Annotated in this window: 10 protein-coding genes and 1 pseudogene; 7 read left to right on the top strand and 4 right to left on the bottom strand. The window is 67.5% G+C overall.

All coding sequences use genetic code 11. The features are described 5' to 3' along the window. Positions 1 to 92: 92 nt before the first annotated feature. Positions 93 to 1,727 (bottom strand): M28 family metallopeptidase, encoded by a 1,635-nt coding sequence (locus L286_RS41980; RefSeq protein WP_020817531.1) that lies wholly within the window; start codon positions 1,725 to 1,727, stop codon positions 93 to 95. Positions 1,728 to 1,986: 259 nt separating this feature from the next. On the opposite strand from L286_RS41980, the gene L286_RS41975 reads away from it, so the two are divergent. The 7 genes from L286_RS41975 (at position 1,987) to L286_RS41945 (ending at position 10,552) form a co-directional block, all read left to right on the top strand. After that, entirely contained in the window at positions 1,987 to 4,857 is a 2,871-nt protein-coding gene (locus tag L286_RS41975; protein ID WP_020817532.1) for a M16 family metallopeptidase, read from the top strand. Positions 4,858 to 4,880: 23 nt separating this feature from the next. Continuing rightward, positions 4,881 to 5,183: a hypothetical protein gene (locus L286_RS41970; protein WP_007689527.1), complete on the top strand. Its 303-nt coding sequence runs from the start codon at positions 4,881 to 4,883 to the stop codon at positions 5,181 to 5,183. A 236-nt stretch (positions 5,184 to 5,419) separates the two neighbouring features. Beyond that, positions 5,420 to 5,869 (top strand): MarR family winged helix-turn-helix transcriptional regulator, encoded by a 450-nt coding sequence (locus tag L286_RS41965; protein ID WP_020817533.1) that lies wholly within the window; start codon positions 5,420 to 5,422, stop codon positions 5,867 to 5,869. Position 5,870: 1 nt separating this feature from the next. Beyond that, positions 5,871 to 7,931 (top strand): FUSC family protein, encoded by a 2,061-nt coding sequence (locus L286_RS41960; RefSeq protein ID WP_020817534.1) that lies wholly within the window; start codon positions 5,871 to 5,873, stop codon positions 7,929 to 7,931. Continuing rightward, on the top strand, positions 7,928 to 8,143 hold the full coding sequence (locus tag L286_RS41955; RefSeq protein WP_020817535.1) for a DUF1656 domain-containing protein: 216 nt from the start codon (positions 7,928 to 7,930) through the stop codon (positions 8,141 to 8,143). The genes L286_RS41960 and L286_RS41955 overlap by 4 nt, the downstream gene beginning before the upstream one ends. Then, the gene (locus L286_RS41950) at positions 8,140 to 9,054 is read left to right on the top strand and encodes an efflux RND transporter periplasmic adaptor subunit (RefSeq protein ID WP_020817536.1); all 915 of its coding nucleotides are present in this window, start codon (positions 8,140 to 8,142) and stop codon (positions 9,052 to 9,054) included. The genes L286_RS41955 and L286_RS41950 overlap by 4 nt, the downstream gene beginning before the upstream one ends. A 124-nt stretch (positions 9,055 to 9,178) precedes the next feature. Next, entirely contained in the window at positions 9,179 to 10,552 is a 1,374-nt protein-coding gene (locus tag L286_RS41945) for an efflux transporter outer membrane subunit (protein WP_021223894.1), read from the top strand. Positions 10,553 to 10,711: 159 nt separating this feature from the next. Here the strand turns inward: L286_RS41945 and pal are convergent, their stop codons facing one another. The 3 genes and pseudogenes from pal to L286_RS41930 all read right to left on the bottom strand — a co-directional run. Continuing rightward, positions 10,712 to 11,224: a peptidoglycan-associated lipoprotein Pal gene (gene pal, locus L286_RS41940; protein WP_020817538.1), complete on the bottom strand. Its 513-nt coding sequence runs from the start codon at positions 11,222 to 11,224 to the stop codon at positions 10,712 to 10,714. Positions 11,225 to 11,295: 71 nt separating this feature from the next. Next, positions 11,296 to 12,630 carry a Tol-Pal system beta propeller repeat protein TolB gene (tolB, locus tag L286_RS41935; RefSeq protein WP_020817539.1) on the bottom strand — a complete coding sequence of 445 codons (1,335 nt, stop codon included), beginning with the start codon at positions 12,628 to 12,630 and terminating at the stop codon, positions 11,296 to 11,298. A gap of 104 nt (positions 12,631 to 12,734) precedes the next feature. Then, positions 12,735 to 13,270: pseudogene (locus L286_RS41930) on the bottom strand (cell envelope biogenesis protein TolA); the annotation flags it as partial.

Raw genomic sequence — 13,270 nt, 5'->3', positions numbered from 1 at the left:
CCGTTCACCCTGAGCGAAGTCGAAGGGGCGGGGCTGAGCTTGTCGAAGCCCTTGCTACGCCCAGCCCGAACGGATGAGAGCTTATCCCGTTCCTACCGCTTCACCGCCTTGGGCGCATCCGGCGCGAAGGCGTCCCCGAAAAAATCGCCCTTGTACCAGAGCGGCGCCTGCGGCTCGTCCGCGATCTCGCGGGCGATGGCATAGTTCACCTTGGCGAACTTGGCCGCCGCTTCCCAATGGAAGGGCAGGCTCATCTGGTCCGACGGCTGGTGATAGTCGGTCTTCAGGAAATGTTCGAACGCCTCTTTCCCCGGCCCGGCGAACCCGGTCATCAGGAACACGGCGGGCACCCCCTCCTGCACGAAGCGATAATGGTCGGACCGGGTGAACAGCCCCTCGGCGGGCAGAGGATCGGGCGAGAGCGAAACGCCCTCGGCCTTCGCCGCCTTCTCGACGATAGGCCCCAGGGTCGAATGATCGGCCCCGAAAGCGATCACGTCCTGAAAATCATAGGTCAGGATCGGCATGTCGAGATTGACCACGCCGACCAGCTTGCCGCCGGCCGGCAGGACCGGGTTCCTCGCCAGAAATTGCGACCCCAACAGCCCGTCTTCTTCCGCCGTCACCGCCGCGAACAGGATGGATCGTTTCGGCCGCTCCCCGCTTTCCGCAAAAGCCTTGGCCACCGCCAGCATGGTCGCCACGCCCGACGCATTGTCCATCGCGCCATTATAGACCTTGTCCGGTCCCTTGGCGCTTTCCCTGACGCCCAGATGGTCGAGATGCGCCATCAGCAGCACATATTCATGCGAAAGCGCCGGGTCGGAACCGGGCAGCACCGCCAGCACGTTGCGGCTGGGCGCGGTCTCCACGCTGCTGGCGCGGTCGATGCGGACGACGGGCTTCAGCGCGAAGCCCCTGGGCCGGGCGCCCTTCTTCTCCGCCTGGGCGCGGATCGCGGCGACGGTCTTGCCCGATCCGGCGAACAGCGCGTCGGCGGCCGCCCCGTTCACCGTGCCGGTGCCGCGAATGGCGGGGGTGCGGACATAGGGCTGCCCGTCCTTGTCCAGCCAGCTCACCGTCGGATGCTGCGCCCGGTCGCGCACCTTCTCCCATGGGGTGCGATTGAGATAGCTGGTGGTGGGAATGGTGATCAGGCCGATGGCTCCGGCCTGCTGCGCCGCCAGCGACTTTTCGGCGGCCAGATGCGCGCCGATCTCGCTCGGCATGCCGACCGGCGAGCCGGACAGCGCGACCGCGAACTTGCCCTTCAGGTCCAGCCCGGCATAGTCGTTTATCTTCTCCCGGTCCGATTTCAGGCCATAGCCGACGAACACCGCCTGCGCCTCGATGCTCTGCTTCGGCTCGCGGCCGAAGGCGGCGATCGCGACGTCATCGCCATTGGCGAAGCGCCTGCCGCCGATGGTCATCGCGGGGGCGGAGGCCTTGTCGAGTTGGGCGACGGCCAGCGTCACGGGCTGGTACCAGCTATCCTGCACGGCCTGCCGCAGGCCCAAGGTCTCGAACCGCGCGGCGACATAGCGGGCGGCGATGTCATAGCCCCGCGTGCCCGCGTCGCGCCCCTCCAGCAGGTCGTCGGCCAGGAAGCCGATGTCTGCGCGGATCGCTTCCCCGGTGATGGCAGGTGAGGGTTCGGCCAAGGCGAGGCCGGGGGTGGCGAGGACAAGGGCGAGGGTGGAAGCGAAGGCGAAGGAAGGAAGGCGCATCGGGTGCGAGAATCTCTATGGTTGAAAGAGGAGCCTAGCGCGCTGGTTTCGTCTGTCCAGCGACCTCTAGCCTTTAACCGTCATGCTGAACTTGTTTCAGCATCCATTTCGCCTCTCGCTCAGGTCCAGGAGGCTTGATGGATGCTGAAACAAGTTCAGCATGACGACGGGAGGATGAGGCATCTCTCCCACATGCGTATTGCACGGCTAAAACGCCCCGCTATGCTGCCTGCCGATCCATGACCATCATGAGGCGCTCATGACCTTCTCCCCCCATTCCCGTCGCTTGGCCCTGATGCTCGGCCTGTCCTCGCTCGCGCTGGCGCCCACGATGCAGGCCCTCGCCGCGCCCAGGGCGGCCAGCGCGGCCGCGCCTGCGCCGCTCTCCAGCCTCGTGTCGGCGGTGGACATCCCCTATGAACAATTCACGCTGAAGAACGGCCTGCGCGTCATCGTCCACACCGACCGCAAGGCGCCCGTGGTCGGCGTGTCGATCTGGTATCATGTCGGCTCCCGCTTCGAACCGGCGGGCAGGACCGGCTTCGCCCATCTGTTCGAGCACCTCATGTTCTATGGCTCCGAAAATGCGGACGGGCCTTTCTTCGGGCGGCTGGAGGACATTGGCGCCACCGACTGGAACGGCACGACCTGGTTCGACCGCACCAATTATTTCGAAACGGTGCCGACCGGCGCGCTGGACCGGGCGCTGTTCCTGGAATCCGACCGCATGGGCCATCTGCTGGGCGCCGTCACGCAAACCAAGCTCGATACCCAGCGCGGCGTCGTCCAGAATGAAAAGCGCATGGGCGAGAATGAGCCCTATGGTCTCGTTGAATATGCGCAACTGGCCGCGATGCTGCCGGAGGGGCATCCCTATCGCCACTCCACCATCGGGTCGATGGCGGACCTGAACGCCGCCAGCCTGGCCGACGTGCAGACATGGTTCAAAACCCATTACGGCCCCAACAACGCCGTGCTGGTGCTGGCGGGCGACATAGACGTGCCGACCGCGAAGGCGAAGGTCGAAAAATGGTTCGGCGCTATCCCCGCCGGTCCCGCACCCCAGGATGTCGACGCGACCGTGCCCACCCTCGACAAGGATGTCGAGAAGGTGATGCACGACAATGTCGCCGCCACCCGGCTCTACCGCAACTGGATCGTGCCGGGGGTGAATTCGGACGATCTGACCCAGCTCGATCTCGCCATGTCGGTGTTCGGCGGGCTGGGGTCGTCGCGGCTCGACAATATATTGGTGCGGGGGGAGAAGGTCGCCGTGGCCGCCAAGGCCAGCATCCAGCCCTTCGAGAAACTCTCCATCGCGGAGATCACGGTGGACGTGAAGCCGGGGCAGGACGCGGCGGCGGTGGGCAGGCGGCTGGACCAGCTTCTGGCCGACTATCTCGCCAAGGGGCCCACGGCGGACGAGGTGCAGCGCGCCGCGACGGCGCAGCTTTCCGGCACCATCGGCGGGCTGGAGAAGGTGGGCGGTTTCAGCGGCAAGGCGGTGACGCTGGCCGAGGGAGCGGTCTATTCCAACGATCCGGCCAAATATAAGAAGGATCTGGCCGCCTATGCCGCCGCGACGCCGCAATCGGTGAGCGAGGCGGCCCGCAAATGGCTGTCGCGGCCGGTGTTCCGCCTGACCGTCGCGCCCGGCGAGCGTTCGGCGGAGGATAATGCGCTGGCGGGCAACGCCACCCATCGTCCCGCCTATTTCCGCGATCCCAAGAAGCCCGCTCCCGTGGCCGCCACCCCGCCGCCGCCGACCAAGGTCGCCGAACCGGGCATAGAGCCGGTCAAGGATCTGGAATTCCCCACGGTCGAGCATGCGAAGCTCAAAAACGGCATCCCCATCGTCTTCGCCCGCCGCGCCACGGTGCCGGTGGTGCGGGTGTCCGTATCCTTCGACGCGGGCAACGCCGCCGACGACAAGGCGAAGCTGGGCACGGCCGGGTTGACCGCCGCGCTGCTGGACGAGGGCACGACCACGCGCAGCTCCATCCAGATCGCGGAGGAGCAGGAACGGCTGGGCGCCTCGATCAGCGCGGGCAACGGCATGGACGCCACCAATGTCGGCCTCTATGCGCTGAAGCCCAATCTGGACGCCTCGCTCGGCCTGCTGGCCGACGTGATCCGCAACCCCGCCTTCGCCCCGGCGGAGGTCGAACGCCTGCGCGGCCAGGTGCTGACCCGCATCGCGGCGGAAAAGACCGAACCCATGCCCATCGCGCAGCGCCTGCTGCCGCCGCTTCTCTATGGGCAGTCGCATCCCTACGGCATTCCCTTCACCGGCTCGGGCACGGAAAGCGGCGTCAAGGCAGTGACGCGGGCCGATCTGGTCGCCTTCCACGACACATGGCTGCGGCCCGACAATGCGACCATCTTCGTCACCGGCGACACGACGCTGGCCGACGTGATGCCGCTGCTGGAAAAGCGGTTCGGCGACTGGAAGGCGCCCAAGGCAGCGAAGGGCGCAAAGCTCTTCCGCATGGACCGCATGATGCGGCCCTCCCGCATCATCCTGGTCGACAAGCCGCAAAGCCCGCAGTCGATGATCCTCGCCGGCCTGCTCACCAACAAGGCGGGCACCGACAATCCGGTGACGCTGCTGACCGCCAACGAAGTGCTGGGCGGCAGTTCCACTTCCCGCCTGATCATGGACCTGCGGGAGACGAAGGGCTGGGCCTATTATGCGGGCAGCGCGCTGCCGGGCGTCAAGGAAACGATCCCGCTGCTGGTCTATGCCCCGGTGCAGACCGACAAGACCGGCGAGTCCATTATCGCGGCGCGCAAGGATATCGGCGACTTCCTGACCGCCAAGGGCACGACCGAGGCGGAACGCAACCAGACGATCAACAGCCAGATATTGTCGCTGCCGGGCAGCTTCGAAACCTCGTCCGACCTGCTGGCCGCGATGATGCGCAACCGGATGCTGGGGCGGCCGGACGATTATTATGAGACGCTTCCGGGCGTCTACCGGGCGATGACGGCGGCGGACCTGGACAAGGCGGCGCGGGAGGCGATCGATCCCGCCCGGCTGATCTGGGTGGTGGTGGGCGACGCGAAACTGGTGAAGCCGCAGCTTGACGCGGTCGGCCTGCCGGTGGAAATGGGCACATTGGCCGATTGACGGTTACGTAAAGGAGAAGTGCTATGGCAGCAGTGGACGGCGCCTATGATTGCGTGGCGAAGACCCCGATGGGCGACCAGAACGGCGTGCTGACCGTCATCAGTTCCGGGGACAGTTTCCACGGCACCTTCGCGGGCATGATGGGTTCGCTCGACGTGGCGGACGGCAAGGTCGACGGCAACAGGCTGGTCTGGAAGATGAACATGACCATCCCCATGCCGATGACGCTGGAATGCGAGGCGGAAGTGAGCGGCGACAGCATCACCGGCACGATGCAGCTCGGCGCCTTCGGCGCGGCGGGCTTTTCCGGCACGCGCCGGGCCTAACGATTCGATGGTGACAGGAAGGGGGCGGGGAACAGAAGTACCCCGCCCCCTTCCTATTCCTCCCTACGCGCAGCGTGGGGAGGGGGACCGCTCGCGAAGCGAGTGGTGGAGGGGAAATTCGAAGGTCGTGCCCCATTCCCCTCCACCAGCCTCCGGCTGGTACCCCTCCCCATCTCCCGATGGGGAGGAATAACAATATCCCTTGACGCATAATATTAGTTAGCTATCTAAGAAAGATGTCCCGATCTGAACTCAAGCGCATCCTCGCGCACAAGCTGCCCCAGGTATCCCGCCAGTGGCGGCAGCTGGCCGATCTGGCGCTGGCGGAATTCGGCGTATCCAACAGCGCGGGCTGGTGCCTCATCTATCTCGACCGGCTCGGTCCGGATGCGCGGCAGGCCGACCTGGCGGAGGAACTGGGCATCGCCCAGCCCTCGCTGGTGCGGACGCTGGACCAGTTGCAGGCGGCGGGCCTTGTCGAGCGCGTGCCCAATCCCGACGACCGCCGCTCGAACCGCATCGCCTTCACGCCGGAGGGGAAGGAACTGGTGGGCCAGATCGAGGCCCGGCTGGCCAATTTGCGGCGCGAACTGCTGGAGGGCGTGCCCGACACCGCCATCGAAATCCTCGTCAACCTGTTGGGCCTGCTGGAACGGCGCATGGCCGAGCGGCGGGGGCAGTGCTGACATGAAGGCCTTTGGCGAGCGCATCGGCTGGCCGGCCGCGCTCTTCTCCCTCAAATGTTTCGCGGCGGCGATGCTGGCGCTCTATGCGGCGCTCAGCATCGGGCTGGAGCGGCCCTATTGGGCCTTCCTCACCAGCTATATCGTCGCCCAGCCGCTGGCGGGCGCGGTGATTTCCAAGGCGGTGTTCCGCACCATCGGCACGCTGACCGGCGCGGTCTTTTCGGTCGCCGTCGTGCCGCCATTGGTCAATTCTCCCGAACTGCTGTCGCTGGCCATGGCCTCATGGGTGGCGGCCTGCGTCTATATCTCTCTGCTCGACCGGACGCCGCGATCCTATATGTTCGTGCTGGCGGGCTACAGCGCCTGCCTGATCGTCTTTCCCGACGTCGACACGCCCCAGGCCATCTTCACCGTGGCCACGCTGCGCGTGCAGGAAATCACCCTGGGCATCCTGTGCGGCAGCCTGGTCCACGGCGTCGTCTTCCCCGGCTCCATCACCGACCTGCTGCTGGCGCGGGTGCAGGCGATGCTGCGCGACGCCGAACGCTGGTCCCATGACGCCATCGCGCTGGAGCCGGTGGAGGGGCTGGCGCAGGAACGCCGCCGCCTGGCGCAGGATATCACCGAACTGCACCAGATGTCGGTGCACCTGCCCTTCGACATCAGCCGCCTGGCCCCCCGCGTGCGCACGGTGCGGGCGATGCAGGACCAGCTTTCGCTGCTGCTGCCGCTGGGCGCGGCGGTGGAGGACCGTCTGGCGATGCTGAAGGCGGCCAGCGGCGGCAAGGTGCCGCCGCCCGTCCGGAAGCTGATCGCCGACATCCGCGCCTGGATCGTCGACCCTGGCGAGGATATCGCCGCGCGCACGGCGGAGGCGGACGCGCTGATCGCCCGCTGCGCCGCGCTGGAGCCCGCGGCGCGGGAGGAGATGGGCTGGGCGGAGATGATGCGCCTCAGCCTGTTCGCCCGGCTGGCCACGCTGATCGCGGCGCATCGCGACTGCCGCGACCTCTACGACCAGATGGTGACGCACCGGCGCGAGGCGGTGAGTCCCCGCGTCGGCGAATTGCTGGAGGGGCGGCGCAACCGCGAACTGCACAGGGATCATGCCGGGGCGGCGCGCGGCGCCTTCGGCGCCTTCGTCACCATCGCATTGGGTTGCGCCCTGTGGATCGGCAGCGGGTGGAGGGACGGCGGTACGGCGGTGATGCTGGCGGGCGTGTTCCTTTCCCTGTTCGCCGGGTCGGACAATCCGCTGGCCCCGCTCAAGGGCTTCATGATCGGCACCATCGCCGCTTCGCTGATCGGCGCGGTCTACGGTTATGTCATCATGCCGCGCCTGGACGGGTTCGCCATGCTGGCGGCGGCCTATGCGCCGGTGCTGCTGCTGCTGGGCACGATGATGGCGTCGCCCCGCTGGATGGGCATCGCCCTGCCGACATTGCTGGGGCTGGGTAGCCCGGTGCTGCTGTCGGACCGTTACCGGGACGCCTTCGCCGCCTATGCCAACGGCACGGTGGCGCAGTTGGTCGGCCTCTGGTTCGCCATCGTCATGGCCGGGCTGTTGCAGTCGGCGGGCGTCGAGCGGGCGATCCGGCGCACGGTACGGGCGGGCTGGAACGACATCGCCAATCGCGCCACGCTGATGACGCCGCCCGACGTGCGCGGCTGGATCAACCGCATGCTGGACCGCATCGCCCTGCTCGCTCCCCGTCTGGCGGCGACCCGGTCGGACAGCGGGCAACCGCTCTACGATGCGCTGCGCGACCTGCGGACCGGGGTCGCCATCGGCGAGTTGCGGCAATTGCGGCTGGACCTGCCCGCCGATGAAGCCGCGCCGCTGGCCGATGTGCTGACCGGGGTGGGCGCGCATTATCGCGGGCTGGACGCGGACGCGCCGGCACCCGCCCGCCCGGCCCTGCTCGCCGACATCGACCATGCGATCGGCGACCTGTCCCGCAATCCCAGCGCCGCGATCCGGCGGCAGGCGATCCTCGCGCTGGTCAGCCTGCGCCGCAACCTGTTCCCGGAGAGCGAAGGCTATCGGAGGGCCGCTGCATGACCGGAGAAATCGCCCTGGGCGGCGTCTATGTGCCGACGCTTTTATTGTTGGCGCTGGTCGCGCTGATCCTGAGCTGGGGGGTGACCCGGCTGATCGGCGCCTTCGGCCTCTACCGTTTCCTCGCCTATCGGGCGGCGGTCGACCTCAGCATCTTCGTGCTGATGCTGGGCGCGCTCGCCATCCTCGTCCCCACCCTTGGAATCCGCCTATGAACCGCCCCTTTTCAACATTGGCCGCCACGCTGGGCCGCAGCGCCGCCACCATCGTCATCGTCATCGCCGCCCTGCTGGCGGCCATATGGATGTGGAATCATTATGAGCGCAGCCCCTGGACCCGCGACGGGCGGGTGCGCGCCGATGTGGTGCGGGTGACGCCCGACATTGGCGGGCTGGTGACGTCCGTCGCCGTGCACGACAATCAGGCGGTGAAGGCGGGCGACCTGCTGTTCGTGATCGACCGGCCCCGCTATGCGCTGGCGGTGGAGCAGGCGGAGGCGCGGATCGCCAGCGCCAAGGCGACATTGGGCCAGGCCCGGCGGGAGGCGACCCGCGACGTCGCCCTGGGCGATCTGGTGGCCAAGGAAGCGCATGAGCAGAATGTCGCCCGCGTCGCCACGGCGCAGGCCGCGCTGGCCGAGGCGATGAGCGCGCGGGACGCCGCCGCCCTCAACCTGAAACGGACGCAGGTGGTGGCTTCGGTCAACGGCGTGGTCACGAACCTGGACCTGCATCCGGGCGATTTCGTCGCCGCGGGGCAGCAGGCCATGGCGCTGGTCGACCGCGACAGCCTGCGCGTCGAGGGCTATTTCGAGGAAACCAAGCTGCCGCTGGTCTGCATCGGCGCGCCGGTGACGGTCCGGCTGATGGGCGAGGCGCAGGATCTGCACGGGCGGGTCGACAGCATCGCCTATGGCATCAACGACAGCAGCCGTTCGGATTCGGGCAATCTGCTGCCGACAGTGGAGCCGACCTTCTCCTGGGTGCGCCTGGCCCAGCGCATTCCGGTGCGGGTGAAGCTGACCCACATACCGGCGGAGGTGAAGCTGATCGCCGGTCGCACCGCCACCGTGACCATCGAACCGGCGCGGAAGAACGCAAAGCCGGAACAGTGCCGCCATGCGTAACCTCCTGCCTTCTGGCACCTTCTCCCCGTTCGGGCTGAGCTTGTCGAAGCCCTTTCCTTTCTTGGGAAGCCGCCAGCCTTCACCCCAAGCAAGCAGGCGCAGGACAAAGATATGGACACCCCTGATGGCCCTCGCGCTGGCCGCCTGCGCCACGGCAGGCCCGGACTACCGCCCCCCGGAAAAGTCCGCCGCAACCGCCCCCGCCGCGCAGGGCGCTTTCCTGTCGGCGCAGGACGCCCGCTTCAGCAATGCCGAACTGCCCGACCATTGGTGGCGGCTCTATGACGATCCCCGTCTGGACGCGCTGGTCGAACAGGCGCTCGCCGCCAACACCGACCTGCGCGTGGCCGACGCCAACCTCAGCGCGGCGCAGGCCGTGCTGCGCGAGGCGGAGGCCGGGCGGACCGTCGGCACCACCGTCAGCGGCGGAGCCACCCTGGCCCGGCCCTCCGGCACGGCGGAGAGCCTGCCGGGCGTGGTCGGCTATGATCTGGGCCTTTCCGCCTCCTATCCGCTTGACCTCAACGGCCGGATCAGGCGCGCCATAGAGGCGAGCGCCGCCGATGTCGAAGCCGTGGCGGCCGCGCGCGACTATGTGCGCGTCAGCGTCGCGGCGGCGACGGCCAGGGCCTATGCGCAGGTCTGCGCCGCCAATTATTCGCTGGCCGTCAACCGCCGCGTCGTGGCGCTGCAAAGGGAAACTCTCAACGCCACCCAGCGGCTGTTCAAGGGCGGTCGCGGCACCGCCTTCGACGTCAGCCGGGCGCAGGCGGCGGTCGACGCCAGCGAGGCCGGTCTGCCCGCCTTCGCGGCGCAGCGGCAGGGCGGCCTGTATCTGCTGGCGACCTTGCTGGGCCGCGCCCCGGCGGATTATCCGAAGGACGTGGAGGATTGCGCAACCCTGCCGATGCTGCACGCGGCCCTGCCCGTGGGCGACGGCGCGGCGCTGATCCGGCGGCGGCCCGACATCCGGCAGGCGGAACGCGGCATCGCCGCCGACACCGCCCGCGTCGGCGTGGCGACGGCTGACCTCTATCCGCAGATCGGCATCGGCGGATCGCTGGGCCTCGCCGGACCGCTCAGGAGCGCGGGTTCGGGCACCAGCTTCGGCATGAGCCTGGGGCCGCTGCTGAGCTGGAGCTTCCCCAACCGCCCGGTCGTCAGGGCGCGGATCGCGCAGGCCGACGCGCAGGTGCAGGCCGATCTCGCCCGCTTCGATGGAACGGTGCTGGAGGCATTGCGCCAGACCGAGACCGCGCTGGAAAGCTACCGCCGCCATGCCGACCAGACGGCGGCGCTGGACCGGGCGCGGGACAGCGCGGGCGTCTCGGCGGCGCAGGCGGGCAAGCTGTTCCGCTTCGGACGGGGTGATTTCCTGTCCCTGCTGGACGCGCAACGCTCGCTCGCCAATGCGGAGGCTTCGGCGGCGGCGGCGCGGGTGCAATTGGTGCAGGACCAGATCGCGATCTTCCTCGCGCTTGGCGGCGGCTGGTCCTGAGTCGAGCCGTGTTCCTGCGCAGGCAGGAACCCAGTTCGACGTTGAAACTGGACTCCCGCCTGCGCAGGAGCATGTCGCGCTTCCCCCAAAAAAAGAAAACCCGCCGATCCCAGGGACCGGCGGGTCATGAAGCTGGCGCGACCCCAATGCTTCACAGGATCAATATTGGACGGTGACCGTCACCGCGCGCCGGTTCTGCGCCCAGGCGGCCTCGTCCGAACCCAGCGCCGCCGGGCGTTCCTTGCCATAGCTGACGGTGGTGATGCGGCCCGCGTCGATGCCCAGCGAAGCGAGATAGTTCTTCGCCGCATTGGCCCGGCGCTCGCCCAGCGCGATGTTGTAGTCGCGGGTGCCGCGTTCGTCGGCATGCCCTTCGATGGTCACGCGGACATTGGGGTTCTGCTGCAACCAGGCGGCCTGGCTCTGCAATATCTGCTGGTCCTGCGCGTCGACATCATATTGGTCGGTGTCGAACAGGATGCGGTCCGAAGAGACCGAAGCGACGAAATCCTCCTGGCTGCCCTTGACCGGGCCGGTGGGCGTGGCCGGCCCGCCGGTCTGCGCGGAAGCATCGCCGCCGGGCGCGGGCGGCAGTTCCTGCGGCGGCTTCTTCGAGCAGGCGGCAAGAGCCACGATGGCGGTCGCCATCAGCAAGGGACGGGAAAGTTTCATCGGGTTGCTCCTCAACACAGGGTCTAAAGTCGTTACGCAGTCAGGACGTTTCGGTTCCGATCTGATGCAGATTAAGGTAGCAGCGGACCCCAGGCCGGGTCCGAACCGCTGAGCGGCGTCGGTATGCGCCGTTCGTTCACGCCGGTCAGGTCGACCTGCCACACCTGGCTGCTGCCCTCCCGGCCCGGCGTGGTGCGGAAATATTGCAGCACGCGGCCATTGGGCGACCAGCTCGGCTGTTCGTCCTGCCAGCCATTGGTCAGGATGCGCTCATTGTCGCCGCTGGGGGTCATCACCGCGATCTTGAAGTCGCCGGAAATCTTGGTGAAGGCGATCAGGTCGCCGCGCGGGCTCCATTCCGGCGTCGCATAGCGGCCGCCGCCATGGCTGATCCGGCGCTGGCCCGAACCGTCGGCGTTCATCACATAGATTTGCTGGCTGCCCGAACGGTCGCTTTCGAAGACGATCTGGCGGCCGTCCGGCGAATAGCTGCCGCCGACGTCGATGCCCGGCGCGGTGGTCAGGCGTTGCGGCGCGCCGCCGCCGGACGATACCCGATAGATGTCGGTATTGCCCGCGATGGCCATGGAAAAGAGGATGTTGCGCCCGTCGGGCGACCAGCGCGGCGCGAAGGTCGCATTGCTGCTCTCCGTCACCAGCCGCTGCTTGCCCGTGCCGATGTCGTAGACATAGATGCGCACCCGGTTGTTCAGGTAGCTCACATAGACGATCGACTTGTAATCGGGCGAGAAGCGCGGCGTCAGCGCGATCGACTGGCCGTTGGTGATGAAGCGGTGATTGGCGCCGTCCGAATCCATGATCGCCAGGCGCTTGGTGCGGTTCCCCTTGGGTCCGCTCTCCGCGATATAGGCGATGCGGCTGTCGAAGAAGGGGCTTTCGCCCGACAGCCGCGCATAGATGGCGTCGGCGCATTTATGCGCGGCCCGCCGCCAGTCGCGGGGCGCGACGACATAGCCCTGCCGCGTCAGTTCCTGCTTCAACGCCACGTCGTAGAGATAGCAGCCGACGGTGATGTCCGCCTCTCCCCCCGTGGTGCGCACGAAACCCTGCACCAGCGCCTGATAGGCGCCCCATTTGTCATAGGCGGGATTGGTGACTTCGGGAAAGGCGATGGTCGGGATGCCGTTCGGCCCGGAAGGATCGAACAGGCCCGACCCCTTGAGGTCGGCGGCGATCACCTCCGCGATCTTGCGCCCCAGTTCGGTCGAGGAACCGGCGGGCGTGGAAACCTCCGCCTGCGCAGGCAGCGCGGGAACCACGATCTTGAGGCTGCTGTCGATGTCCCCGGTCACGTCGACCGACAATTGGGCCAGAGCGGGGGTCGCTCCCAGAAGAAGCCCAGCCGCGAGCGAGGCGAGGCCCCGCAAGCGGCGCGACCGGATCATCCTCCCCCGTGCTCCTGCGAAGGCAGGAGCCCAGTCCCGAACTCCGAACTGGGCTCCTGCCTTCGCAGGAGCACGATTCCCCTTAAGCCAGAGCTTCAAGCTGTTCATCGTGCCTTCCTCGCATAGACTCGCAGTGGGCTGAGCCACTTCCATTGTTCATAATATTCAGTCGGCAGCCCCTTGAACGGGGACGCCCGCAACACCGCTTGAACCGCGCGTTCCTTGTAGATCGAGACCTGGGGCCGATTGCTGGCATTGATGCCCTGGACGTCGATGACCTCAGGCGTTCCGATCACGCGGCCATTGCGGTCCAGCTTGACGTCGAGAAACGCCACCAGCAATTCCACGTCCGCGCCGGATGGAAGGTTCAAATATCGATATATCTGATCGCCGATCAAACGGTCCAGCGCGGCCTTCTGCGCCGGTCCCATGGCGGCGGCGGGCGGCGGCGCGGGCTTGCGCGGCGCGTCGGCCTCGGTATCGATGCCTTTCAGGAAATCCTTGCCCAGCAACGATCCCTTGGGCTTTTCCGCCTTGCCCTGACCCGAAGCGCGGGCAGGGGCATTGGGCTTCGGCCTGACCGCGGGCTTTTGCGACGCCTTGGCCGGCGCGGCGGCGGCGGGCTTGGGTTTTTCCGGCG

This window comes from Sphingobium sp. HDIP04 (assembly GCF_000445085.1).
Taxonomy (GTDB): Bacteria; Pseudomonadota; Alphaproteobacteria; order Sphingomonadales; family Sphingomonadaceae; genus Sphingobium; species Sphingobium indicum.
This window is presented reverse-complemented; position numbering and strand designations above follow the sequence as displayed.